The organism is Paraburkholderia sp. UCT2, assembly GCF_014397665.1.
Classification (GTDB): Bacteria; Pseudomonadota; Gammaproteobacteria; order Burkholderiales; family Burkholderiaceae; genus Paraburkholderia; species Paraburkholderia tuberum.
The window spans coordinates 201,616-225,265 of sequence record NZ_VZQO01000004.1 but is presented as its reverse complement, the minus strand read 5'-3'; the positions used below and the strand labels follow the sequence as shown (position 1 = coordinate 225,265).

The following is a 23,650-nucleotide window of genomic DNA, read 5'->3' as shown; positions in this document are numbered from 1 at the left end:
GTCGTGAAGTGTGACAGACCCAATCGCGCGCCAGGACGGGACACGAAGGCACCGCTTGCGATAAGCCGCGCGCCGTTTGTCGGGAATCCGACGTCGGCCATATCGGCCGAGGCAATTTCGCCAAATGCGCCAAAAGTTCGTTCACCGGGGATTTCGAGCTTTCAGGCCGACATGGTGCGAAAGCTGCATGCAGACAGCTATCCGACCTGGGATATTTCGACAAACCGCGACGTCCCGTAACGCGGCTCAATTCCGTCCACGCTGAAATGGCCCCGACAGTTAGCCGGTATGCGCCGTGTGGGCTTCGTTACCACACGCGATCGAGCAGGCACTCCTTTTTCGCGGGACCTTCGCAACATGAGAAAACTTTTCGTGATGACGCGCACAACGAAATTCTGCCTTCTGCGGTATGTCGGTTTGAATCGTGTTACGTTAGGAAATCCTCATATAAGTCACGATTCTTTTGAGACATCGGAGCAGTCTGGCTACAAGTTGGCAACCGAAAATTGGCTTTTTCGCACACGATTTAGAAAGCTGCGCGGGATTGCGTTCATGTTCTACGCGATTCTTCTCTTCGCAATAAGCAATGCGGTTGCGAGGCTCATTCCGGCAAGATATCCGGCGAACGAGATGATGTTCTTTCGGATGCTATCCGGATTAATTCCCGCCGCGTTCGTGTTCGGGACTCTTCGCATTCAATGGAAGGAACTCACGATTTATCGCTTAGGCGGTCATTTCATCAGAGCCGTCACAGGGCTTGCCGCAGTAGGATTTTTCATTGCCGGCGTGCCATATCTGCCTTTATCAACCGCTGTAACGCTGAAGGAGACAGAAGCAATCTTTGTCTGCTTTTTCGGCATCGTGTTCTTGCGTGAGCGTTTTCGTCTACCTACGGCGATAGCGTCGATGTCCGGATTCGCGGGAGTCGCGGTGGCTTCCTCACCATTTAGCGCCAATGGTGCGTCGCTGCGCGCAATGATTCTAATTCTGCTGAGTGCTATGTTTAGCGCCGGTTCGGTCATCCAGGTCAAGAGACTCTCGCGAACTGACGAGCCAGCGACAATCGTCTTCTATTACACAATCATAGCGACGATTGTTAGCGGAGTGTCACTTCCCGTCGCTTGGGTAACGCCAGATCTAAGGGATTTCGGGTACATGGTTCTATTTGGACTGACTGCAGGTGTAGCGCAACTTATGCTAACGATCGCAGTCGCGACTGTCGCCACCCCAATCGTCGCCTCATTTGGTTACCTCAGCATTGTATGGGCAATCATTTTCGACTATTTGATTTGGGGGGAGGTCATTTCTCTACAGGTAGCACTCGGAACGGTCATAATTATTGCAAGTGTGCTCTACCTGTCGTGTCGCGCCTAAATGATCCTTTGTGACAGAGCAATCTGCGCATGACCACGACCAGATACTGATATGACTTTCGCAGTCGAGTACCGCAAAGGTGACGACGCGAGCGACAGGACGCGCCGCTCAAGCTCGTCTTCTTCCAGATGTTCGACCGACGCCCAGCCCAGTCCTGCCGCTGTGGCAAGCTGAAGATACTGCGTGATCGTCCCCAGACCGACGCTGAGGACGCCCTGCACGCTGGCGGTGCGTGAGATCGCATGCCCACTTCAGGCGGAGTACTTCCTTGATTTTGCGCATGGTTGTCCGATGAGCCGGCATCGTCGGTATACGCTCGAGCGCAACGAGCAGATTCAGGTCGAAACCCTTAAAACCCATTTCTCAACATATCCACGCTATAGATGCAAGGCATCAACGCAATCGATTTTACAAATCAATTTTTGTGTTGCACAGTGAAGCCTCTCGTTGCGGAAATCGGAATCGAAGTTGATTGATCGAATACTTCAAATTTATAAGTAGTACGACAATGTTTAGACGTGTCTCCATGATGATCATACTTTTAGATGTATCTCTCGACGCGCCACCTAAGCTTACCGGAACCGTGCCCGTCGCAGCCTTTCGGTTGGGACTATCGACCGTGGATCGGCCTACTGGCTCGATAATTGAACGAAACGGTCCAGAGCTGTGAAGGTCCTCAATTGCGTATCCGCGGCGCGCGACGAGTGCCACAATCGCGCCGGATGTCGCGACGTCTACTTAACCTTTGACGACAGTACCAATTCCTTTTTCATACCGAATTTGCTCGATTTACTCGGGCCATATATGCGTGCCCCGTATGGCATGTGGACCGCAGCAGTGCTCACTACGTCAGCGAGCGCTGGTCTGGCGCCCCTCCACTGGTCGGCAGACCCGCGAGACCGGTCTCGTCCCGGCGTGGACGCGATTGTCAGCGCAGTGCTGGCCTCTGTCCGGCCGGGTGCAATTGTGCTCTTGCACGACGGATGCCCTCCCGATGAGTTGGGACGATGCACTCACGCTGGTCGGCGCGAGCAGACCCTCACGGCGCTTTCCCTCATGATTCCAGCATTGCATGACCGGGGGTTTGCAATCCGATCGCTTCCTCAACCTCACCGGACGAACCAGGTACCCTATGAACATGCTTGCCGCAACTAGCACTGTCGCTGTCTCGTTTTATGCGCTGCTCTCGACTGTCTATAAAAGCACGCAGGCGCTTTATGCTCAGCCGACAAACGTGTCATCGCTGTCGGACGGCCTGATCGACTCCGACACTCTGCCGGGCGTGGATGTCATCGTTCCCTGCTTCAATGAGGACCCACGCACGCTCTCGGCATGCCTGGAGTCCATCGCAAACCAGGACTACGCCGGAAAACTGCGCGTCTATGTGGTTGATGATGGTTCTGCGAATCTCGACGCCGTGAGGCCGGTATACGATGCGCACACGCGCGACCCCAGATTCAACTTCATTACGCTCCCCCAAAATATGGGAAAGCGCAAGGCACAGATCGCCGCGATACGCTCTTCATCCGGGGAACTGGTACTCAACGTCGACTCGGACACGACGCTGGCGCCCGATGTCGTCAAGAAGCTCGTATTGACAATGCGAGACGCGACGATAGGCGCCGCCATGGGGCAGTTGACGGCCAGCAACCGCAGCGACACCTGGTTGACCCGTCTGATCGATATGGAGTACTGGTTGGCTTGCAATGAAGAACGTGCCGCACAGGCTCGCTTCGGCGCTGTTATGTGTTGCTGCGGTCCATGTGCTATGTACCGCCGGTCCGCGCTCCTTTTGCTGCTAGATCAGTACGAGACGCAACTTTTTCGCGGGAAGCCGAGCGACTTCGGCGAGGACCGTCATCTGACGATTCTCATGCTGACGGCAGGTTATCGGACCGTGTACGTTCACGACGCCATTGCGGCGACAGTCGTTCCAGACAGACTGGGGGCGTATCTGCGCCAACAACTGCGCTGGGCGCGCAGTACGTATCGGGACACGTTGCTTTCGCTGCGCCTGCTGCCCCGTCTCGATCGTTACCTTACGCTGGACGTGATCGGACACAATCTGGGCTCGCTATTTCTCGGCTTATCGCTACTAGCGGGTCTCGCGCAGCTCGCATTGACAGCGACAGTGCCGTGGTGGACTGCCCTGATAATCGCATCATCGACCATGATCCGCTGTAGCGTGGCATCGGTTCGCGCTCGCCAGGTTCGATTTCTTGGCTTTTCTCTTCACACACCCATTAACCTCTTTCTCTTGCTCCCCCTGAAAGTCTATGCGCTGTGTACATTGAGCAATAGCGATTGGCTGTCCCGTGGCTCTGCAGGGAACGTATCGAACGTTCGTGAAAAACAGGTCGATACTCCGAATCCGGTCACAAAGCCGAACGCCACTTCAGCGTCAAGATCTGCGACTCCAAACCGTCGGCAGGATCACGCGTGCGAGTCTTCAACATTAGCGACGTCTGACGAAGCATTCGATGGCGATTAGTTAATCGTACATATAGATCTCGAGTATTGCGCCAACCCAGAACCGCCCGCCATCGGCACCGGTCCGCTTGAGTGCGATCGTCTCACGCAAAGGCTCGATTGTCGTCTTCCCAACGCCAGTGCATTCACCGAAATCCTGGTACTCCATTGTCAGTAACTCTCGCGCGTGGCAGGCAAGGATCTTCTATCGACCAGGGCGTTTTCAATCGGGCCGCGGCAGCAGAACGGCTTCTTTTTCTCTAAGACGAGTGCGTAATTTTCCTTCTTATCTCCATGTCCAAAGCAGCAATCAGCTTCACCGGCGTAAGGAAGTCATATGGCGACAAGATCGTAGTCGACGGATTGTCGTTCAGCGTCGCGCCTGGAGAGTGCTTCGGTCTGCTAGGGCCAAATGGCGCGGGCAAGAGCACGACGGTGCGTATGGTTCTCGGCATGGCGCCGCCCGACGCAGGCAAGATCATCGTGCTCGGGGAGCCAGTGCCGGCGCGCGCTCGCTCGGCACGTATGAGCATTGGCGTGGTGCCGCAATTCGACAACCTCGAGCCCGGGTTCACCGTACGCGAGAACCTTCTGGTGTTTGGGCGCTACTTCGGCATGAGCACACGTGAAATTAAAGCGGTCGTGCCGTCACTGCTCGAATTCGCTTGCCTCGAAAGCAAGGTCGATGCGCGCGTCACAGAACTATCCGGTGGCATGAAGCGGCGGCTGATGCTGGCACGCGCGCTGATCAACGATCCACAGTTGTTGGTCATGGACGAGCCTACAACGGGTCTCGACCCGCATGCGCGCCACCTGATCTGGGAAAGCCTGCGTTCATTGTTGGCGCGCGGCAAGACGATCCTCTTGACCACCCATTTCATGGAAGAGGCCGAGCGGTTGTGCGACCGACTGTGTGTGCTGGAGGAGGGGCGAAAGATCGCCGAAGGCGGGCCTCGCGTGCTAATCGAAGAACAGATCGGGAGCCACGTGGTCGAGATCCATGGCGGCAATCCGCATGAGCTGCGCACGTTGATCGCGCCGCACGCGCAGCGTATCGAGGTCAGTGGTGGGACCCTCTTCTGCTATGTGTCCGATCCGGAACGGGTGTGTGTACAGTTGCGCGGGCGCGCGGCGCTGCGCCTTTTACAGCGTCCAGCAAATCTCGAGGATGTCTTTTTGCAGTTAACCGGGCGCGGGATGAAGGAGTGAACGATGAGAGAGTTTTATGCAGCGGCCCTGCCCGCGAACGTGTGGAACTGGGTTGCAGTGTGGCGCCACAACTATCTGGCATGGAAAAAAGTCGCGTTTGCCTCGATTCTCGGTAACCTTGCCGATCCTATGATTTATCTGTTCGGCCTCGGCTTTGGTTTCGGGATAATGGTAGGTCGCGTCGATGGCGCATCTTATATCGCGTTTCTCGCGGCGGGTATGGTCGCCACGAGCGCGATGACCTCCGCGACCTTCGAAACGATTTACGCAGCTTTCTCTCGCATGCATGTTCAGCGCATGTGGGAAGCGATCCTGTGTACACGGCTCACGCTCGGCGATATCGTTCTCGGTGAACTGGCATGGGCCGCCACCAGGGCCTTTTTTGCCGGCATCGCCGTCATGGTGGTAGCCACCGTGCTGGGTTATGCAGCGTGGTCATCCATTCTCTATGCGTTGCCTGCCATAGCCCTGACTGGCCTCGCCTTCGCGAGTCTGGCGATGATCCTCACGGCGCTTGCACCCAGTCACGATTACTTCGTGTTCTATCAAACGCTCGTTCTCACGCCCATGGTGCTCCTGAGCGGCGTGATCTTCCCGATCAGTAAGCTACCTGCCGTTTTTTGCGACGTAGCGCGCTTCTTGCCGCTCGCACATTCCGTCGACCTTATCCGTCCCGCGATGCTCGGACGCCCGGTGGGCAGTGTTGCCCTGCATATTGGCGCTCTCTGCATTTGCACGGTGTTGCCGTTCTTTCTGTCGGTGGCGCTGTTACGTCGACGCCTCATGTCTTAATGCCAGCTATGGCCGGCGCATTACGCACGGTTTGCTTCAGCGCATCGCGCGCGTCGCCGTCGGCGCTCCCGACGTTGAGGAAAAGGCCGTAGCGTTGTGCGGAATCCGACATGGCAGGCCCTCTCGTGGAAAGACCACGTCAAAGGCAAGTTTTGCGCCCACATCTCGCGGTACGTAAAGTCATGACGACGTCAGCCATGCCTCAGGCAGAAGCGCGACGCTGCGACCACGCCGTGCGGCTGGGCAGGCCGAGCCCGCAACACGCCCGCGATGAAGCTCGTCACGCTCGACGAACGCAAAGCGGACCACGGCGCGCGGTGACGCGCGCACAATCGCCGCAGCGCGACCAGCGAGTCCGGGTCGATCAGATCCAATGGGCACAGCACCCGGTAGGCGCCCGACAGCAAAGCCTCGAAGCCTTCGGCACGGCTATCGTCGTCGATGGTCCCGGTGTGATGAACGAACTCGCCTCCGGCCGCCTCCACCAGCGCACGCAGCACGGCGTTGATGCTTGGCCGCCCGCCCACATAAACCCATCGACGCCCGCTCAATGCGCGCGTCAGTGCGCGGTCGTCGAGCAGCGCCTGCTCAACCGCGAACAACTCGTGCTGCAGGCTCGCGACATGTGCCCGCGCGCGCTCCAGCGACAGGCTCGCACTGCTGTCGGGAAGGCATGTGCCGCGGTTCTGATTCATGACGGGCTGCGCTTCGGATCGCACCGTTACGGCAACGGCAGGCGGCATGGGTCTCATGGAGAGCGCCTCGTGACATGGCCCGCAAGCCGTTCGCCCGCTGCCGGAGTGAGAAACCAGCTACGCACCGTGTCGTACGTGTAGCGCGTCCGGCCGGCATGACGCGCGTGCGGCGCCAGCCGATGCTCGGACAGCGGCTTCGCCCAGCCCCAGAAGTCGGCGCGCAGCGCGGGCGGGAAACCGACGTCGTCGAACGCGTGCCAAAGTTGAATCAGCCAGGGTTCGCGGCCCTCTTCGTCAAACAGCAACGGCGGCCCGAAAGCCCGCCTGCAGATGCGCATGCCGCTCGCCGTAATACAGCAGCCGCCGCAGGACTCGACCACGAAGTCGGCCACCCGCGACGCGACACAATCGAAGCGGTGACCGACGCGTGCTGCCTACTCCGCTCCAAAGCAAAGCGCATGGTCCGAACAGACGCCACAACTCGGCGCCTTGCAGATGAACAGGCCCTCGCGCTCGCACAGTTGCTTGTAGAAGAACTTCTTCCACTTCATGTCATGCGTATTCTTCGCGGCCAGCCGCGGAAACCAGTGGCTGATCAATGCGGACAACTCGCGCCGCGACGGCAGAAGCAGGTCTTGCCAAAGGTGGTTTTGCCCGAGGCTCGCGCAGGCCAATGCATGGGCCACGCAGTTCGCCTCGTCTGCCGGGCCGGCGCGCGGATCGGCATGGTGATTGAGCAACGCCACCACATCTTCCAGCTCGTCGCCACGCGGCATCGTGGCGGGCGACAAGACGCACGTAAGACCGAGCGCCGAGCCGGCACCCGGGAACCAACGCGCGAGCATCCGGCGCGTCTGGTCGGCGTCCAGTCCGGGCATCGGCAGCACCTCGACGCCGTGGTGCTCGAACCCGCTCGACAGCACGCCGGCCAGAGCCAGCACGGTGGGATCGCCCGCATCCACCGCACACGCCATCAGGGTTGCATAGGCGTCCATCGCGGCATCGCTCAGAGAACGGCCGCCGCGTGCGTGTAGCACTTTTTCGGGCAGATCTTCGCGCACGCGGTGCAGCCGACGCACAGTTCCCGATGTACGATAATCATTACCTTCTTCTCGTACTCGTCGTCTTCGTCTTCGTCTTCGTCGTCGCCGTCCAGTGCGATGTGCGCGCCGTCCTCGTTAAGCCCGACGAGTTGCAGCACGCCACGCGGACAGACACGGAAACAACGTCCGCAACCAATGCATTTTTCTTCGTCGAGCCTGTTGACGAAGGTCGGCGTCCAGGTGGCGCCGCTCGGCAGCGTAACGCTGAAGGTATCGCTCATGATGTGGCTCCATGGCTTCGCTGGTTCAGGCCGCTGCCGCAGCGGCAGCCTTGCGGGCTGCCATCAGCGCGGCGTGGGCGTCATGGCAGCGCTGGGCGACAGCGAGAATGTTCTCCCAGTTGGTCGGGAGTTCCTCTGAGAGGTCGTGCAGGTCCAACTTCGCCCGGGTCGCTTGCGCGTTGAGTTTCTTCAGGTGCGCCTTGAGTTCATCGGCATCGGTGCTCATCGTCTCGGTCCCCACACGATTCCTTCAGGCGCCGTACTGTGCGACGGCGGGGTACATCCGGATCACCTCGACCGCTTCGTCGAGAAGCTTTGCGCCCGCCTGGGCGAGCTCCTCCAGCGAAGCGAAGCCGAACCGGTGTACGTCGCGCAACTGCTTGTTGACGACAACGAGCCGCCCCGCGATCAACACCATGCGGCCGAAGCCCTCGTGGCTCATCATCATCATCGGCGAAACCATTTGGCCGGTCTCACGCTCGATCGCCACCGCAATCGCGCTATAGAAAAGCTCGAGCCGCCACAGCGTTTCGGGGTCGGGGTCGCCCATGAGCGGAATCGCGCGGCGTTCCTCCGGCGTGTGGATGTACGGCTTGAGCAGTTGCAGGTCGGTCTTTCCGTCCCACACGCCGTGGGTGTCCTGCGCGCGCAACTGCCTGACGAGCTGCTGCACGAACGGTGCGACCAGCAGCATTTCGCCGCTGGCCTTGGACGGAATTGCGGATGTTTCAGCCATGGGATACCTCATCGTCTTCAAAGTCGTATACACGTTCGCCATCCTTCGCCAGCGCCTTGCGCAGCCACGGCGGCGGCGTGCCCTTCAGCACCTGTTGCAACTTGCCGAGAGTCTCCTCGATGGACTCGGGCCGCGGCACCTTGATCGGGTGAATCTTCAGCGCAACCACTCGAGCCGCGGCCGAGCCGCCGATTGCGGCGACGTACAGGATCGCGCAATCCTTGACGGCTTCGAGCTTGGGCACGAGCTTGTCCTCGTCGCCGTCCTCTTCGAGCTTGCCACCAAAGTCGAACGCCTCGACGAACTGGTAGCCGTCCGGTGTGACGTCGTAAGTGACGATGCTCCTCGCCCAGCCAAAATGCGCATCGACGAACTGCCTGTCCTGGGTGGCGAACGCGATCTTCATGCTGTGTGCTCCTTTAGGTGGGTCAAGCACCGGCCGCGACGACAGGAATGTTCGCTTCGCGCGCCGGATCGCGCGCGGCCAGATCGATAGCGGCCTGCGGCAGCGGCCAGTCGCCCGGATCGTGATGCGGAATCTGCTCGATCATCAGGTTGGCGATCTCAAAGATCAGGTTCATCGTGCCGCGGTAGCCGACGTAGCGTCGATGTGCGTTTCCAACCCGGTCGAAGACCGGAAAACCGATCCGGAAGAGCGGCTTTTGCAGGTGCTCGGCCATCTGCCTGCCGTGCGAATGGGTGATCAGCAGGTCGCAGTCCGCCGCGGCGCGCTCCATGTCTTCGAGATCGCCGATCACGACCTGATCAGCGGGCAGCAACGCGTGCGCGGGCGAGCGCGTCGTGCTGATGCAGCAGCGCAACTGCGCGCCCATCTCGTGCAGCACGCTGCCGAGCGCGAACAGCAGATCGGGCTCTGCACCGATCGCGACCTTGATGCCTCCGGTGTAGAAATGGCCGTCTAGCATCGCATCGAGCAATTGGCTGCGCTGACGCCGGTATTTCGCGGGAACGGGTCGTCCGGAGCGCTGCGCGAGCAATTGCAGCAGACGATCGTTGGGTTCCAGTCCGGTGAGCCGCCCGAACACTTCGTACGGTGTGCCGGCGATAGCATGCAATGCCTCGGCGCCGTCGCGCGTCTGCTCGCCCACGCCGATCGTAAATGCCGATGCACCCGCGGCCCGGATCTCCGCGAGCGTGGTACCGCCCAGTGTGGTGCCGCGCCAGTCCGGCGCGATATGGCCGTCGAGCGAGCCGGAAATGTCGGGCAGCACGATGACATCGAAGCCGAACGCTTCGATGATCTCGCGCAGTTCGTCGATGTCGCCAGGCGACAGATGGCTGCCGGGCAGCAGCGTCACCTGATTGGCCACCGTTGGCAACGCCTTGACCAGCGCGTTGACGATGCCGGTAATCGCATGCCGGTAGCCGTCTTCGAACGCGCCGACATAGTCGGGGGTCGACACATAGACGATCTCGGTGTCGTTGAGTTCGGGCTTGCGCTTGCGCACGGTAACGAGATACCCGTCCACGTCGTCGCCCTCGGTCTCGGTGAGACCTGTTGAACAGATCGCGATGACCTTCGGCGCAGCGCGCTTGCGGATGTTGAGCAGCGCGGCCTCGATGTTCTCGTAGCCGCCGAGCACCGCGGTGACTTCGTCCATGGCTGTCGTCTGCAGCGGGATCGCCTCCCTGAAGTGGCGCACCAGCAGCACGAGGCCGAACGACGTGCAGCCCTGCGAGCCGTGCATCACGGGCATGCAGGCATCGAGCCCAAGGAACGCGAGGCTCGCGCCCAGCGGCTGGCTCATCTTGAGCGGATTGACCGCACAGGCTTTCATAGATTCGACGACATCGGCCATGGCATGTTCTCGAGTTCGGGGGCGTCAGGTCGGTATACGGGGTTCGAGGCTCATCGCCCCCACCCCGCGGCGCTCGACAGCGGGCGGGCGGCTTGCGCCTGGACCACACCGAGCGCTCCCCCGTCGTCGCCCCACGGAGCAGGGATCCGCACCTGTTGCCACACCGGGTTGTAGATCGCGCGGTCGATCTCATGCACCAGCTCGACGATCCCCTCGTAGCCGCCATAAGGGTGGTGGCGTTCCTGATTGATGTCGAGCCACGGTATGCGGGCCGTCAATGCGACGAACTGTGAGCGGCCACCCGACAGCATGATGTCGGCCCGCGCGTCCCTGAGCATCGCGTACATCTCGCGCGGCGTCATGCCGTCGATCATGTGGGCGTCGTCGCCCATGATCTCCCTGATCTTGTCCTTGTCTTCCTTAGTGCTCTTCTTGACGCTGGTGCCGACGATTTCGAGCCCTGCTTCCTGCAGCGCGGAAACCACCGACCAAGACTTCACGCCACCTGTGATGAGCAACACCCGCTTGCCGGTAAGGCGCGCTTTGTAGTGCGCGATGCGCTCCCACGCGCGCGCTTCCTCGGCGGCGATCAGGCGCTCGGTCCGCTCTAGCAGATCGTCCGGCGCGCCCTGCTGCACGAGCAGGCTGGCGATGTGGCGCAGCGTGTCGCTCATGTCGCCGATCCCATAGAACGAGCCCTCGAAGTAAGGGATGCCGTAGCGCCGCTGCATCTTTGTCGCGATGTTGATCATCGACTTCGAGCAGACCGTCATGTTGACCTTGGCGCGATGCGAACTTGCGATCTCGTTGTAGCGCCCGTCGCCGGAGATGCAGGAGAGGATACGGATGCCCAGCGCGTCGAGCAGCGGCTTGGTCTGCCAGAGTTCGCCCGACAGGTTGTATTCGCCAATGACGTTGATGTCATACGGCGTCGTGTACTCGGGCTCGCGCGTGCCGATCACATAGTTGAGGATCGCCTCGCCGCCAAGCTTGTTGCCCAGATTCTTCGGCCCGGCGAAACCGGGTGAAATGACCGGAATCACCGGCTTGCCAAATTGTTCGGTGGCGCGCTTGCAGACTGCCTCGATGTCGTCGCCGATCAGCGCAGTGACGCAGGTCTGGTAGACGAACACTGCGGGCGGATCGTATTTCTCGATGATTTCGCGCACGCTCCTGAACAGGCGCTTCTCGCCGCCGTACACCACGTCGAGTTCGTTGATATCGGTGGTGAAGCCGGTGCGATAGAGTTGCGAACCGGACGAAGCGGCGTGCCGGTTGTCCCACGAGTTACCTTCACAGGCAATCGGCCCGTGCACGAGGTGTGCGACGTCCACCACCGGCTGCAAAGCGATCTTCGCGCCGTCGAACGCGCACCCGCCTGCGGCCGAACCCGGCGAAAGCTGCTTCGTGCAGCCCCTTTTGCGTTCCTTCTCGCTCTTGCCTTGATTCCTGTCGCAACCCGGCTCGTCGAAAACTTCGGCGATTTGGGCATTGAGCGAAGCAGACATGACGTGCTCCTGATGGATGGACGTTTCTCGTCAGCGAATGATGTCGTAGCTGTAGTCGGTCTTCGCCACGTCGATCGTGTTGGCGTCGAGCGCTTCGAAGAACTCGTCCAGCAGCGTGACCAGCACCCGCAACGCACCTTCATAGCCCCAGGTCGGGAAGCGATGGTAATGGTGGCGATCGAAGATCGGGAACACCATGCGTATCAGCGGCGTTTTGGTATCGCGCTCGAGATATTTGCCGTAGGTGTTGCCGATCAGGAAATCCACCGGCTCGGTAAACAGCAGTGAGCGCATGTGCCACAGATCGCGTTTCGGATACACCTTGCAGCCGGCGCCGTAGGGCGACGCGTCGAACAGCGCCTGCACCTTCGCAGCCCAGGTTTCGTTGCCGTTGGTCGCCAGCACGTGAGCCGGCTCGGCGCCGAGTTCCAGCAGGAACTGCGTGTAGCCCAGCATCTGGTCCGGGTCGCCGTAGAGTGCAAAGCGCTTGCCGTGCAGGTGAGCCTGGCTGTCGGCCATCGCATCGACGAGCTGGCCTCGCTCCTTCTCCAGTTGCGCCGGAATCGGCTTGCCGGTCACGCGCGAGATTTCTATCAGGAACTGATCGGTGCCCGCGACGCCAACCGGCGAGTTCAGCACCACCACTTCCTGGCCATGCTCGCCAATGAACTTGCTGGTCTTCTCGCAGCAGTATTCCTGGAACACGAAGGTCGCCTTCGCGTTCAACGCGCGCTCGACTTCCTCCTTGGTCGTGCCGCCTTCGTACATCCGGAACTCGCCGTCGGTCGGCGTATTCCACGTTTCGGATGGGTCGCAGATGATGTTCACCGTCACGCCGAACAGATCGAAGATGCGGCGAATTTCCTTCATGTTGCCGACCACGTAGCCGTCGAAGCCGCCGATGAAGTTGACGCTGTCGTCGGGCACGCGCTCAAGCGGCGTCGCTGTGCCGGCCTTGCCGTCCCAGAAGTGCTTGAGGATGCCGAGGAGCGCGTTGTCGTAGCCGGTCACGTGGCTGCCGACGAAGGCCGGCGTGTGCGCGAACGGCACGTCGTAGTCTTCCGGCACGCTGCCCTTCTGCTTGCTGTTCTTGATGAGCGCGTCGAGGTCATCGCCGATCACTTCCGCCATGCAGGTCGTGGAGACCGCGATCATGTCGGGCTTGTACAGGTTGTACGCATTTGCGAGGCCGTCGATCATGTTGTTCATGCCGCCGAACACCGCCGCGTCCTCTGTCATCGACGAGCTGACGCACGAGGTCGGCTCCTTGAAGTGACGCGAGAAGTGCGAGCGATAAAACGCTACACAGCCCTGCGAGCCATGCACAAAACTGAGCGTCTTGTGAAAGCCGTTGGCCACGTACACTGCGCCGAGCGGCTGGCAGGCCTTGGCCGGGTTGATGGTGAGTGAGTCGCGTGCAAAGTTCTTTTGCCGGTAGTCTTCGCTCTTGGTCCACTCGACGATCTGCTTGACCTGCTCGTCTGAATGGTTGAACTCGAAATTTTCCTTTTTCGCGCGGAAAATTTTCTGGTACTCGGGCTCACGGAACAGGAGTTCCTGGTCGAGAATCTGGTCTGCGGATTGGGGCACGGGATGCTCCTGATATTCAATTCTATGGCCTGCCGGCCGGTGATCAGTGCGGTGATCGGTGCGGTGGCCTGCGTTAGGGGTTTTTCTTCCAGGGCGCCTTGGCTAGCCCCCACACCGGGCTGGAAATGGCCATGTCCATGTCGCGCGCGAAAATGGCGTAGCCGTCGTAGCCGTGATATGGACCGGAATAGTCCCAGCTGTGCATCTGGCGAAACGGCACGCCCATCTTCTGGAACACGTACTTTTCCTTGATGCCGGAGCCGACCAGATCGGGCTGGACCTGTTCGACGAACCTCTCAAACTCGTAGCCGGTCACGTCGTCGTAAATCAGTGTGCCGTCCTTCACGTAGTGCGTGGTGCGCTGATAGTCGTCGTTGTGGCCGAATTCGTAGCCGGTGCCGACCACGTTCATGCCGAGGTCTTCGTAGGCGCCGATCACGTGGCGCGGACGCAGGCCCCCAACGAACAGCATCACGGTCTTATCCTGCAGGCGCGCTCTGAACTTCGCGTTCACCGCATCGACCAGGGGACGATACTTGGCGATCACCCTCTCCGCGTTGGCTTTGATGGTGTCGTCGAAGTGGCTGGCGATCTCGCGCAGGCTCTTCTCGATCATCGACGGGCCGAAGAAGTTGTATTCCACCCACGGAATGCAGTACTTCTCTTCCATGTGCCGGCTGATATAGTTCATCGAGCGGTAGCAATGCAGCAAATTGAGCTTGGCCTTGGGCGTATTCTCGAGCTCGGCGATCGAGCCGTCGCCCGACCATTGCGCGATCACGCGCAGGCCGATCTCTTCGAGCAGAATCCGGCTCGACCAGGCATCGCCGGCGATGTTGTAATCGCCGATGATCGCAACATCATAAGGCGTCGAAACAAATCCGGGCCGCTTGTCCGGATCGGCCTTGTCGAATATCCAGTCTCGAATGGCATCGTTAGCCAGATGGTGGCCGAGCGACTGGCTGACGCCGCGAAAACCTTCGCAGCGCACCGGCAAAATGGTGTGCCCTTCATACTGCGCACTCTTCTTCTTCGAGACGGCCTCGATGTCGTCGCCGATCAGGCCGATCGGGCATTCACTCTGGATCGAGATGCCCTTGTTCAGCGGAAACAGTTCCTGAATCTCGTCGATGATCTTGTCGAGCTTCTTGTCACCACCGAAGACGATGTCCTTTTCCTGGAAGTCCGACGTGAACTGCATCGTCACGAAGGTGTCGATACCGGTAGTGCCGATGTAATAGTTGCGACGCGCGGCCCACGAGTACTGGCCGCAACCGACCGGACCATGACTGATGTGGATCATGTCCTTGATGGGCCCCCAGACCACGCCCTTCGAGCCGGCGTACGCGCAACCGCGAATCGTCATCACACCCGGCAATGACTTGATGTTTGATTTCACGCCACAGTCGGGCTTGCCGTCCTCGAAGGTGCCCAAATGCTTGGCGCGCCGTTTGGCCATCTTCTCCGGATAGGCCTTCAGCACTTCATCGATCAGGGCCTTGTTCGCGGCCTTGCGCTCTTCAACAGTGACGCTCATGGGAATGCTCCATAGGGTGACGGGTAGCCGGCATGGCCCGGTTCATCGCGTGAAGAAAAACACCGGGCCGCGCGCAGCGGCGCTCGCTTAGGCGGTCAGTTCCGCTGCAGGCTTGCCGACTTGCGATTCGTCGATGGACGTCATGATTCCGTGCTCCATTAACAGGTCTTCCAGTTGATCCATCGTGATCGGCGTCGGGATCGTGCCGTTGCCCGCGTTGTTGTGCACCTTGGTGGCGAGTTGGCGATACTCTTCCGCCTGTTTGGATTCGGGCGCGAACTCGATCACCGTCATGCGGCGCAGCTCGGCGTGCTGCACGATGTTATCGCGCGGCACGAAGTGGATCAGCTTCGAACCGAGCATCTTCGCCAGCGCTTCGGCGAGTTCGAGTTCCTTGTCGGTCTGACGCTCGTTGCACACGAGCCCGCCGATCCGCACACCGCCGCTGTTCGCGTACTTCAGAATGCCCTTTGAAATGTTGTTGGCCGCATACATGGCCATCATTTCGCCGGACATCACAATGTAGATTTCCTGCGCCTTGTTCTCACGAATCGGCATTGCGAAACCGCCGCACACCACGTCGCCGAGCACGTCGTACGACACGTAGTCCACGCCGTCATAGGCGCCGTTTTCTTCGAGGAAGTTGATCGACGTGATGACGCCACGGCCCGCGCAGCCGACGCCCGGTTCCGGACCGCCGGACTCCACGCAACGGATGTTGCGGTAACCGATCTTCATCACGTCCTCGAGTTCGAGGTCCTCCACCGAGCCGGCTTCGGCCGCTAGCGACAGGATGGTGTCCTGCGCCTTTGCATGCAGGATCAGGCGGGTAGAGTCCGCCTTGGGATCGCAGCCGACGATCAGGATCTTCTGCCCGAGTTCAGTCAGGGCTGCCAGGGTGTTCTGCGAGGTGGTCGACTTGCCGATACCGCCTTTACCGTAGAACGCGATTTGCCGAAGTTTAGACATTGCATTTCTCCATTCAGGAAGAAGGGTTGAAATCAGGGTTGCGTAACCGCGACCATGTCAGCCTGTCGTGCCTGTATGGGTCTTCTTATATCGAGTCACGCATCGGCCGGACCTGTGTCCGCGCTGGACTCCAAACGCAGCTTCTGTGCCACGTCACCAGCGGTACTGCGTCGCGTCCGCCCCGCCGCGCTGCGGCGGTTGGTTCGGGACTTTTGCGGACTCCTCTTCTGTCTTGTCGATTTCGCGACAAACCACGCGAACTTCGTCGCCAATGAAACCATTCGGGCGCGTTTGTCGTGCGATTTCTGTCGCATTGGCCTGCGTGCAGCCGGGCAATCGCCGGGTTGCGGCCTGGTTCGGTTATTGCATTGATCGCGCCATGGACACACCAGCCACCCAAGCTTCGCGACCGGTGCCGCGCGAGACGCACTTCGACCGTCTAGGCGGCGAGACCGCCGTCATCCGCCTGGTCGATGCGTTCTATCGGCACATGGATACGCGGGCCGACGCGCAGCGCATTCGCACGATGCATCACCCGGACCTGTCTTCGACGAAGGCCGTGCTGGTGCTGTATCTGTGCGAATGGCTCGGCGCCGACAAGCGGTACTCGGCACAGCGCGGCCAACCACGGCTGCGCACGCGTCATGCCGCATTCGCGATCGGCACCGCCGAACGGGATGCGTGGCTAGCTTGCATGCGCGCCGCGTTCGACGAGACGGGTGTCGATCCGGTGCTACGCGATGAACTGATGCAGGCCTTTTTCAAAATCGCCGACCGGATGCGCAATACGCAGACGTGAGTCCCTCTTCAACGCTGTTTAACCCAAGGATCTGTGATGACCGAAACGCTCGCCCACAAGGAGATCGACGACACCGCGTTCGCCCGTCTCGAACATGAAGGCCGTCTGCTCAACCCGGTTCTCAAGGGGCTGACGAACAGGCTCGACCGGGTCGGCTTCCGCGGCGAACTTGCGCTGCGGTTTGCCCCAAAGCTCGCCGACGAAGCGCGGCCGCCGGAGCTGACCTGCGATCAGGTGATGGCATGCGCGACGATCGGCCATAAGCACTTGCCGTTCTTCGCCGGGTATCTGTTGAGCTTCGAGCATCTGAAGGACGTGGCCGAGGTGCTCAGCGACACGCTCTCGGCGGATGGCAAGTACTTTCTGTTTTGCGACAACATCGACCTGAGCAAGCGATATCAGGTGCCGTACAAGGGCGCGATGTTCTATGTGCTGCCGATTCTCGAGTCCACCGTCTACAACGAGATGCTCGAACTGCTGTACCTCGAAAAGAACGAATTGAAGAAAAAGGACTCAGGCGGCAAGCTGGATGCGGTAGCGGACGCGGCCATCAAGTTCGACGTGACCTTCGAGACGATCACCTACAGCGAAGGACTTGAATTGATGGGGCCAGTGCGCAACCCCAACGAGAACCGGCCCGTCTGAGGCTCGGGTCCCTGCGGCCGCCGCTCGCGCGGCTGCGCCAACCGATGTTCCCTTGCACCCGAACGCGACCATGATCATGCACACCGACACTGTTTTCGTCGTCCGCGAACGCCTGGCCTCGCGCGTTGTCCGGAACCCCGATGCACAACTCGATACGATCGTGCCCGCCGCACTTTCCACGTGGCTGGCGCACCACGGCTTCCCTGATCCGCATTCGCGCTGCATGAACGGCGAAACCCCGTTGATGCGCGCCGCGCAGCATGGCGAGGTCGCGGTGGTCGAAGCGTTGCTCGCACTCGGCGCACGCGCCGACGCGCTCGATGACGACGGCAACCATGCGCTCTGGTTCGCGTGCCTGCACGGCGGCCCCGCGACCATCCTGCGGCTGATCGACGCCGGCGCGCCGATCGACCATGTGAACGACGACGACATCACATGCCTGATGCAGGCAGCCGCGAGCGGTCGCCTCGACGTCCTGCAGATGCTGCTTGCGCATGGGGCGAACGCAGAACTGTGCGCACCGGATGGCCGCAGCGCGCTCGACATAGCAGCCGACCTCGGGCTGCAACTGCTGCTTGCTTTCGGATGACAGGATTTGTTAGCGAGTCTTACTGTAACCGTCAAACGGTGTCGGCATCGGCATCAGATGGGCGCGCTCCTGCTCGAACACGTCGGCGACGCTCAGGTCACGATAGTCCGGATGCTTCACCTGATCCCACAACGACCGGCACCGGGTCGCCAGCCATGCATTCAGATCAGCGAAACTGCCGAAGCGTTGCGCACGCGCCTCAATCCAGATGCGCAGACGGCTGTCCTGCACGTTCTTCTCGACGACGCCTTTCTCCCAGCCACTGGCGACGTTGCAGAAGTCCGGATCGAACAGGTAGTGCGAGCACATCACTGCGAAACGCGGATTTACTGTGCGACCCTTGCCTTTGTGAACCTTGTCTACGGCCGTTTTCATATTGTCGTAGATGCCCCGGCGGGCCATCCCGCCGAAGGCCGCGAACGAGCGCGTATGGGCATCGAACAGCATCTCGTGCCCCTGGCTCGGATAGGCAACCAGCCAGAACGCCCGCGACGCACATAGCTTCATGTGCGACACCTGCAGCTTGCGGTAAATGCCGCCAACAACCAGTCCTTCCTCGGACCGGTCAAACTGGAATGCCTCGCCCAGCTCGAATCGCAACGGCACAAACGCCGATTTCGAAACCGCCTTGCCTTCGCCTTGCCGCCAGCCCCGGATGAAATCGGTCACCCGCGAGTAACAGCCGTCGTAGCCGCCCGCCTTGATCTCCTGAAACAGCACCCAGGCGGTGCGCCGCTCCTTCTTCGACCGCCGCGCGTCGACACTGAGCGCCTGCACCAGCACCTCATGAAACGGCGTCAACCGGGTCGGCTGGGAGCGCCGCTGATACTTCGGCTCCTCCTGAACATCCATGTTCAGATATTTACTAATCGTGTTGCGCGACAGGCTTGTGAGACTTGCTATCTCGCGTACCGACTTGTTCTGGCGGTGGAACATCCGCCGCACCTTGCCAATCATCGTCATCGGGATCATCCCCAAACACCCTGCCAGAAAAACTAGCAGGATAGGTTGATTGCCCGGCTCAATTTTCAGTCGGCGCGATCCCTACATGTGGCTGAATTTTCGGTCGGCGTAAACACGATATGTTCACCCCGAGCCCCGGTGGCACGTCTTGAGATGCGTTCAGTATGGCACGCTGGTTGCCACTCATCGGTGGCTTCCGCCACCGATTGAGCATCGCGAAAGCTTCGAACTATCAGGAAGCGTCGGCCTGTAGAACGCCGAGCATTGCGATACAAGTGGTTAAACGAAGCTCAACGACGGAGGGAGACGGGTCCTGATTGAGATCGTTAATAATCACGGTGAAGTCTGCGGCAGTGTCATCGATCGCGGTCTTCAGATTTGTCAGGTCGCTAAGGCTGGATGCCTCGGCGGTGGCCAATGTCTTGCACGCCGTGACCAAACCCTGCAGCACGCCGATCTGACTCGATAGCGAGTTGATGCGATTCTGAATCGCGGCAGCATCGCTTCTCCATTTGAGATAAAGACCAAGCGCAGCCGCAAGGCCCGGTAGACCGAATGGCCCCAGTGCAAGGAGATAGTAGTAACGCTTTTGTGCGGCAGCCAATTGGCCCCGTGCCGCGCCTTCCTGTGCCTGCAAAGTCGTCATCTGACTCTGGATAAAGCCTTCGACGTGGGCTAGCTGCGTAAACGACGACGACATGAGAGCCGCGGCAGCGTTCGATTGGGTGAGTAGTGATGTCGCGCTTTGTTGGTACGTACTGATGGTGGCAGCGACGTCCGAGACAGTTTTGGCTATCGAGCCCGGACTTGCACCTTTTTTAAGGTCAGCGAGCGCACCATTCAGCGCGGTGATTGCCGAACCGGTATAGCCGAGCAGGGCCGTCAGAAAAGGAGCGGCGTCCTTCAGAATGCCGATAAGAGAATTGCAGACGGAGTTCTGAATTGGCACCGCGTCGCCGGGCAATCCTTGGATGGACCGCGATTTGGAGACACTACTGTTCAGGGCGGCCAAAGTCTGTGAAAAAGGACCCATGTTGTCTCTTTCCTTCGTTGTGGTATGACGGGGCCGCCTCCGTTGGAATCAATCCCGACGGAGGCCGCACGGGCTAGCGGATCGCGTTACGCCACTCCTGCTGAGGCGGGCAGATTGGCGACCTTCGCGATGAGATCGCTTACGGTCTGATGCGCGGCGGCCGATTGCACGGTTACGCCAGCCATTTGGCCCTTGACCGTCTGGATGTCCGCCAGGAGCGTCCCGATTTCGCCGTTTGTCGCGTTTATGAACAGGGTGCGGATCTCGTCCGCACTCGAAATCCCGTTGTTCAAATCGGCGATGATGTCGCCCAGATCAGATGTGATGCTTTCCCACGCGTCTGCCATCGCCGATGCTGCAGTAATGGCACCATTGACCTGCGTAGAAAGTGATGTGTAGCCGCCACTAATCGCCGTAGCGAGCTTTACCTCTTCCTTCAGGTCCGCTTGTTCGGTGAGCAGCGACGCCTTCGCCTTATTCGCTGCGACGAGCCCGGCTGCCGCGCCGGCTTCACCGGTGACTCCCACCAAGACAATGCCAACGCCGCCGATGACTGCACCGGTAGACGCGCCAGCGGTGACAAAATCAGCGATCGCCCCTACGCAGATGACAAATACGCCGCCTACGACAGCCAGCCCGCTCAGAACGATTCCGGCGATTGCGCCGTCGATTTCTGCCTGAAATTTGCTGAGTTCCCCTTTGATGGTGGCGAGAATCCCGTCTGCTCCGCCAACCGCACTATTCATATTGGTAACGGTGGTTGTGAAGTCCGCTGAGTCCGTCGTTAGATTCGCGCCAAGCGTCTGGAGGTTGGTGACAATCTGGTTCGCGGCGCCTTGGTATTTCACCGACTCCTGCTGCACCGCCGTGAGGGCGGCTGTCCACTCAGCAACAGTCGAGCCTGCCGGCAGCGTCGCCGGTAGTGCTTTGTTGAGCTGGTAGTAGTTGTCGATGTTTGCCATGTTTTCGATCAGGCTGGGCTGCAGCGTGTCCAGATAATAGATCGCATGGCCTTTCGCGGTGGTGAGCCCGTCGTTGATTTGTGTCTGGTATTGCGACAGACCGTCGATGCCAGAAAAATCCACCTGGGGCTGTTCGAGAACGCTATTTGCATAGGTTTGAACGGTCAGGGCAGCACACATTTGCTGAGTGTTTGCATCGCCAATTGCTGTCGCATTTCCGCTGATATCCGGCATTTTTACCCTCGCTATTAAATTCAGATTGCATTGAACGCGACCTGAAGTGGCCGCACGTAACGAACGCCGAGTGAAAGCACGGAACCCCGAGTTGCGGGATTAGATGAAGGCCCCCGAGCGAACCGCAGTGTTCGTATTAATCGTCTTCCCGGCTTATGGTAGTGCTGGCCTGCAGGCTTTTTTATGCGTTACGGCTTGCACTGATTCCCTGCGAAGCCAGAAGGATAACAGGGCGAATTTTGCCGTATGGTGTGATACTTTTCTTACGACCGATTCAATTAGTAAGAGGGACGTGCGTCGCGCGACCAGCGAAATCGGTCCACTGATCAGTCGAAAAATCGTATAGTTTGCAGCCTCGTGCGGTGTCGAAGTACCAACGCCACGAAAACCGCTGCACGACGATCCGTTCCGGAAGCATCGCTTCGAGGGTTCGCTGAGCACCGACGAGCCCGTATAGAGGGAGACTCATGTCGACGTGATGCGCGGTGTGCTCCATGATGTGATGAAACAGCGCGCCAAAACGCCAGCGAAAGGTCAAGTGCACCGTCGTGGATACGAACGGATCTGAACGCCCCCATTTCGCGCGATCGTCGTACCAGCGGATTTGCGGATGCGTGTGGTGCGCGTACACGACGAAACCCACCATCGCGCACCAGAACAGGAACGGCACCCCGAACCCGCATGCGATTGACGGGACCACCCCCCGCTGCGTGGCGCGAGCGATCCACGCGAGCGCGCCGATCCACAGCAGTGCGAACACCGATACCAGCGTGCAGTCACGGAAGAACACGGGGCGCCGCGTCGGCATTGCGGCCCGCGACGGGAAAAACATCTTCGTCCACCAAATTTCGATCATGTAGTAAAGACCAGGCGCCCAGCCGCTGCGATAGATACGTTCCAGTGCGCGCCGTGGCCCACTCAAGGCGCGATATTCCTGGATCGTCAGCGGTGCCCACACAAAATCGACGCCTTTCAGGTTCGTGTAGCCGTGATGCACCACGTTGTGACCCACTTGCCACAGGCTGTACGGCGTGAGCGACGGCAGGAAGGCGATCCGGCCCAGCCAGCGGTTGAGCGTGCGGTGCCGGGTCAGGCTCTCATGACATGCGTCGTGACCGATGACGAAGAGCCGTCCGATGACGAAGCCCGCCATGCATCCGAATACGGTCTTCAGCACGAACCCGTGCGCGAACACGCTCGCGGCGAGCGCACACAATAGCAAAACGTAGTCGAACACGAGCAGCAGAAGCGCATAGGCGGTGCGGCGTTCGGCGAACGGTGTCAGCCACGAGCGGATGACCTTGCGATGGGGCAATGGCTCATTGGCGGGAACGGGGTGATTCGGACTGTTCATGAAAAAAGACCGGTAGAGCGGTGCAGCACAACACTACGCACGCGGCCGACGGCTGCATGCCGTGTCCGCGATGATGTGACCAGACAGTTTCGCGCTGGTGGCGAGTCAGCGCGACATCATGTTCATGCTGACATTGTGCATCACCCAGATCGTGCCGAAGATCAGGAACAGCGCGGCGAGCGCGGTGTAGCATAACGCCAGCACGTTCCAGCGCTGGCCGCGCGACAGGTCGAGATGCAGGAACGTCACCAGTTGCACAACGATCTGCACGAACGCCAGCAACGCGAGCGCCATAATCGCGGAGCCGGGCGGCAGCAACCGTTGCGTGACGATCGAGAATGAGCCAGCAGTCAGCGCTACGGCAAGCACGAAACCGGTGATATAACCGGCGACGTCACCACGCGAGGCGGTCGTGGACGTCGAGTGTGAATGGACCATTTAGAGCATGCTCCCGAGATAGACGAACGAAAACACGCAGATCCACACGATGTCGAGGAAGTGCCAGAAGAGGCTCAGGCATGTCAGACTCGTGAGGTCGCGACCGGACAGTTCAGGCGAGCGGACGACATGCACGACGAGCACGGCCATCCAGACGAGGCCGGCTGTCACGTGCAGGCCGTGGGTGCCAACCAGCGTGAAGAACGACGACAGGAAGGCGCTGCGACTGGGCCCAGCACCGTCGGCGACCAGGTGCGAGAACTCGCGCAGCTCTAACGCGAGGAACAGCGCGCCAAGCACGAACGTCACGAGGAGCCAGCTGATCACGGCACCACGCCCCTGGCGCTGCGCGCCGAGCATCGCGAAGCCGTAGGTGGTGCTGCTCAGCAGCAGCACGCCGGTTTGAAGTGCGACACTCGGGATGTCGAACAGGTCCCGTCCGGACGCGCCACCCGCGAACTCGTGCGCCATTACGGCGAACACGCCGAACAGCGACGCGAACAGCATGCAGTCGGTCATCAGGTACAGCCAGAAGCCGAATACGGTGGGCGTTGGGCCGTGGTCAGCGCTCGACCTGCCGTGATGGACGAGTAATGCAGATTGCGTCATG

At 60.1% G+C, this 23,650-nt stretch carries 23 protein-coding genes and 2 pseudogenes; 7 read left to right on the top strand and 18 right to left on the bottom strand.

Translation table 11 applies throughout. From position 1 onward, the window contains the following. The first annotated feature begins 492 nt into the window (after nt 1–492). From F6X39_RS05590 to F6X39_RS05575, 4 genes are all read left to right on the top strand, one after another. Nucleotides 493–1,374, top strand: coding sequence for a DMT family transporter (locus F6X39_RS05590; RefSeq protein ID WP_262413416.1), 882 nt, complete (start codon nt 493–495; stop codon nt 1,372–1,374). Between the two features lie 1,132 nt (nt 1,375–2,506). Beyond that, a complete protein-coding gene (gene nodC, locus F6X39_RS05585) occupies nt 2,507–3,865 on the top strand; it encodes a chitooligosaccharide synthase NodC (protein WP_187615871.1) in 1,359 nt (452 codons plus the stop codon). A gap of 272 nt (nt 3,866–4,137) precedes the next feature. After that, nucleotides 4,138–5,052 (top strand): nodulation factor ABC transporter ATP-binding protein NodI, encoded by a 915-nt coding sequence (nodI, locus tag F6X39_RS05580; protein ID WP_187615870.1) that lies wholly within the window; start codon nt 4,138–4,140, stop codon nt 5,050–5,052. A 3-nt stretch (nt 5,053–5,055) separates the two neighbouring features. Beyond that, the gene (locus tag F6X39_RS05575) at nt 5,056–5,844 is read left to right on the top strand and encodes an ABC transporter permease (protein WP_090811273.1); all 789 of its coding nucleotides are present in this window, start codon (nt 5,056–5,058) and stop codon (nt 5,842–5,844) included. 191 nt (nt 5,845–6,035) lie between these two features. Here F6X39_RS05575 and F6X39_RS05570 read toward each other — a convergent pair whose 3' ends face one another. The 12 genes and pseudogenes from F6X39_RS05570 to nifH all read right to left on the bottom strand — a co-directional run bounded on the left by F6X39_RS05570 (nt 6,036) and on the right by nifH (nt 16,023). Beyond that, nucleotides 6,036–6,539 carry a DUF2325 domain-containing protein gene (locus tag F6X39_RS05570; RefSeq protein ID WP_260321323.1) on the bottom strand — a complete coding sequence of 168 codons (504 nt, stop codon included), beginning with the start codon at nt 6,537–6,539 and terminating at the stop codon, nt 6,036–6,038. A 53-nt stretch (nt 6,540–6,592) separates the two neighbouring features. After that, a pseudogene (locus tag F6X39_RS05565) lies at nt 6,593–6,970 on the bottom strand (hypothetical protein); the annotation flags it as partial. Nucleotides 6,971–6,973: 3 nt separating this feature from the next. Next, nucleotides 6,974–7,534, bottom strand: a complete 561-nt coding sequence (locus F6X39_RS05560) for a nitrogen fixation protein NifQ (protein WP_187615869.1) — start codon at nt 7,532–7,534, stop codon at nt 6,974–6,976. Nucleotides 7,535–7,545: 11 nt separating this feature from the next. After that, entirely contained in the window at nt 7,546–7,863 is a 318-nt protein-coding gene (gene fdxB / locus F6X39_RS05555; RefSeq protein WP_187615868.1) for a ferredoxin III, nif-specific, read from the bottom strand. Between the two features lie 25 nt (nt 7,864–7,888). Then, nucleotides 7,889–8,089: a CCE_0567 family metalloprotein gene (locus tag F6X39_RS05550; RefSeq protein ID WP_105512102.1), complete on the bottom strand. Its 201-nt coding sequence runs from the start codon at nt 8,087–8,089 to the stop codon at nt 7,889–7,891. A gap of 24 nt (nt 8,090–8,113) precedes the next feature. Next, the gene (locus tag F6X39_RS05545; RefSeq protein ID WP_187615867.1) at nt 8,114–8,599 is read right to left on the bottom strand and encodes a NifX-associated nitrogen fixation protein; all 486 of its coding nucleotides are present in this window, start codon (nt 8,597–8,599) and stop codon (nt 8,114–8,116) included. Next, nucleotides 8,592–9,005 (bottom strand): nitrogen fixation protein NifX, encoded by a 414-nt coding sequence (gene nifX, locus F6X39_RS05540; RefSeq protein WP_187615866.1) that lies wholly within the window; start codon nt 9,003–9,005, stop codon nt 8,592–8,594. The genes F6X39_RS05545 and nifX overlap by 8 nt, the downstream gene beginning before the upstream one ends. Before the next feature lie 22 nt (nt 9,006–9,027). Further along, the gene (gene nifN / locus F6X39_RS05535) at nt 9,028–10,419 is read right to left on the bottom strand and encodes a nitrogenase iron-molybdenum cofactor biosynthesis protein NifN (protein WP_187615865.1); all 1,392 of its coding nucleotides are present in this window, start codon (nt 10,417–10,419) and stop codon (nt 9,028–9,030) included. Nucleotides 10,420–10,469: 50 nt separating this feature from the next. Then, nucleotides 10,470–11,927: a nitrogenase iron-molybdenum cofactor biosynthesis protein NifE gene (gene nifE, locus F6X39_RS05530; protein ID WP_187615864.1), complete on the bottom strand. Its 1,458-nt coding sequence runs from the start codon at nt 11,925–11,927 to the stop codon at nt 10,470–10,472. Between the two features lie 30 nt (nt 11,928–11,957). After that, nucleotides 11,958–13,517, bottom strand: a complete 1,560-nt coding sequence (gene nifK / locus F6X39_RS05525; RefSeq protein WP_187615863.1) for a nitrogenase molybdenum-iron protein subunit beta — start codon at nt 13,515–13,517, stop codon at nt 11,958–11,960. Between the two features lie 73 nt (nt 13,518–13,590). After that, on the bottom strand, nt 13,591–15,054 hold the full coding sequence (nifD, locus tag F6X39_RS05520) for a nitrogenase molybdenum-iron protein alpha chain (RefSeq protein ID WP_187615862.1): 1,464 nt from the start codon (nt 15,052–15,054) through the stop codon (nt 13,591–13,593). 87 nt (nt 15,055–15,141) lie between these two features. Further along, nucleotides 15,142–16,023, bottom strand: a complete 882-nt coding sequence (gene nifH / locus F6X39_RS05515) for a nitrogenase iron protein (protein WP_018423167.1) — start codon at nt 16,021–16,023, stop codon at nt 15,142–15,144. A gap of 379 nt (nt 16,024–16,402) precedes the next feature. Here nifH and F6X39_RS05510 point away from each other — a divergent pair, with 379 nt between their 5' ends. The 3 genes from F6X39_RS05510 to F6X39_RS05500 all read left to right on the top strand — a co-directional run bounded on the left by F6X39_RS05510 (nt 16,403) and on the right by F6X39_RS05500 (nt 18,056). Continuing rightward, a complete protein-coding gene (locus tag F6X39_RS05510; protein ID WP_187615861.1) occupies nt 16,403–16,822 on the top strand; it encodes a group II truncated hemoglobin in 420 nt (139 codons plus the stop codon). Between the two features lie 36 nt (nt 16,823–16,858). After that, a complete protein-coding gene (locus F6X39_RS05505; RefSeq protein WP_187615860.1) occupies nt 16,859–17,467 on the top strand; it encodes a hypothetical protein in 609 nt (202 codons plus the stop codon). Between the two features lie 76 nt (nt 17,468–17,543). Continuing rightward, the gene (locus tag F6X39_RS05500) at nt 17,544–18,056 is read left to right on the top strand and encodes an ankyrin repeat domain-containing protein (RefSeq protein WP_262413387.1); all 513 of its coding nucleotides are present in this window, start codon (nt 17,544–17,546) and stop codon (nt 18,054–18,056) included. A 24-nt stretch (nt 18,057–18,080) separates the two neighbouring features. Here F6X39_RS05500 and istA read toward each other — a convergent pair. The 6 genes and pseudogenes from istA to cyoC form a co-directional block, all read right to left on the bottom strand. Beyond that, nucleotides 18,081–19,019, bottom strand: a pseudogene (istA, locus tag F6X39_RS05495) (IS21 family transposase); the annotation flags it as partial. A 232-nt stretch (nt 19,020–19,251) separates the two neighbouring features. Then, complete coding sequence (locus tag F6X39_RS05490; protein ID WP_187615858.1) at nt 19,252–20,052, bottom strand: hypothetical protein; 801 nt, start codon at nt 20,050–20,052, stop codon at nt 19,252–19,254. Between the two features lie 86 nt (nt 20,053–20,138). After that, on the bottom strand, nt 20,139–21,248 hold the full coding sequence (locus F6X39_RS05485; RefSeq protein ID WP_187615857.1) for an HBL/NHE enterotoxin family protein: 1,110 nt from the start codon (nt 21,246–21,248) through the stop codon (nt 20,139–20,141). A gap of 274 nt (nt 21,249–21,522) precedes the next feature. Beyond that, nucleotides 21,523–22,602 (bottom strand): fatty acid desaturase, encoded by a 1,080-nt coding sequence (locus F6X39_RS05480; protein WP_262413384.1) that lies wholly within the window; start codon nt 22,600–22,602, stop codon nt 21,523–21,525. A gap of 105 nt (nt 22,603–22,707) precedes the next feature. Then, nucleotides 22,708–23,040 carry a cytochrome o ubiquinol oxidase subunit IV gene (gene cyoD, locus F6X39_RS05475; RefSeq protein WP_187615856.1) on the bottom strand — a complete coding sequence of 111 codons (333 nt, stop codon included), beginning with the start codon at nt 23,038–23,040 and terminating at the stop codon, nt 22,708–22,710. Beyond that, complete coding sequence (cyoC, locus tag F6X39_RS05470) at nt 23,041–23,649, bottom strand: cytochrome o ubiquinol oxidase subunit III (protein ID WP_187615855.1); 609 nt, start codon at nt 23,647–23,649, stop codon at nt 23,041–23,043. It abuts the gene before it with no gap. Nucleotide 23,650 lies beyond the last annotated feature (1 nt).

Coding starts and splice junctions, on each gene's coding strand:
- nodC (WP_187615871.1), top strand. CDS start 2,507: ATGAACATGCTTGCCGCAACTAGCACTGTCGCTGTCTCGTTTTATGCG.
- nodI (WP_187615870.1), top strand. CDS start 4,138: ATGTCCAAAGCAGCAATCAGCTTCACCGGCGTAAGGAAGTCATATGGC.
- F6X39_RS05575 (WP_090811273.1), top strand. CDS start 5,056: ATGAGAGAGTTTTATGCAGCGGCCCTGCCCGCGAACGTGTGGAACTGG.
- F6X39_RS05570 (WP_260321323.1), bottom strand. CDS start 6,539: ATGAATCAGAACCGCGGCACATGCCTTCCCGACAGCAGTGCGAGCCTG.
- F6X39_RS05560 (WP_187615869.1), bottom strand. CDS start 7,534: ATGGACGCCTATGCAACCCTGATGGCGTGTGCGGTGGATGCGGGCGAT.
- fdxB (WP_187615868.1), bottom strand. CDS start 7,863: ATGAGCGATACCTTCAGCGTTACGCTGCCGAGCGGCGCCACCTGGACG.
- F6X39_RS05550 (WP_105512102.1), bottom strand. CDS start 8,089: ATGAGCACCGATGCCGATGAACTCAAGGCGCACCTGAAGAAACTCAAC.
- F6X39_RS05545 (WP_187615867.1), bottom strand. CDS start 8,599: ATGGCTGAAACATCCGCAATTCCGTCCAAGGCCAGCGGCGAAATGCTG.
- nifX (WP_187615866.1), bottom strand. CDS start 9,005: ATGAAGATCGCGTTCGCCACCCAGGACAGGCAGTTCGTCGATGCGCAT.
- nifN (WP_187615865.1), bottom strand. CDS start 10,419: ATGGCCGATGTCGTCGAATCTATGAAAGCCTGTGCGGTCAATCCGCTC.
- nifE (WP_187615864.1), bottom strand. CDS start 11,927: ATGTCTGCTTCGCTCAATGCCCAAATCGCCGAAGTTTTCGACGAGCCG.
- nifD (WP_187615862.1), bottom strand. CDS start 15,054: ATGAGCGTCACTGTTGAAGAGCGCAAGGCCGCGAACAAGGCCCTGATC.
- nifH (WP_018423167.1), bottom strand. CDS start 16,023: ATGTCTAAACTTCGGCAAATCGCGTTCTACGGTAAAGGCGGTATCGGC.
- F6X39_RS05510 (WP_187615861.1), top strand. CDS start 16,403: ATGGACACACCAGCCACCCAAGCTTCGCGACCGGTGCCGCGCGAGACG.
- F6X39_RS05505 (WP_187615860.1), top strand. CDS start 16,859: ATGACCGAAACGCTCGCCCACAAGGAGATCGACGACACCGCGTTCGCC.
- F6X39_RS05500 (WP_262413387.1), top strand. CDS start 17,544: ATGCACACCGACACTGTTTTCGTCGTCCGCGAACGCCTGGCCTCGCGC.
- F6X39_RS05490 (WP_187615858.1), bottom strand. CDS start 20,052: ATGGGTCCTTTTTCACAGACTTTGGCCGCCCTGAACAGTAGTGTCTCC.
- F6X39_RS05485 (WP_187615857.1), bottom strand. CDS start 21,248: ATGCCGGATATCAGCGGAAATGCGACAGCAATTGGCGATGCAAACACT.
- F6X39_RS05480 (WP_262413384.1), bottom strand. CDS start 22,602: ATGAACAGTCCGAATCACCCCGTTCCCGCCAATGAGCCATTGCCCCAT.
- cyoD (WP_187615856.1), bottom strand. CDS start 23,040: ATGGTCCATTCACACTCGACGTCCACGACCGCCTCGCGTGGTGACGTC.
- cyoC (WP_187615855.1), bottom strand. CDS start 23,649: ATGACGCAATCTGCATTACTCGTCCATCACGGCAGGTCGAGCGCTGAC.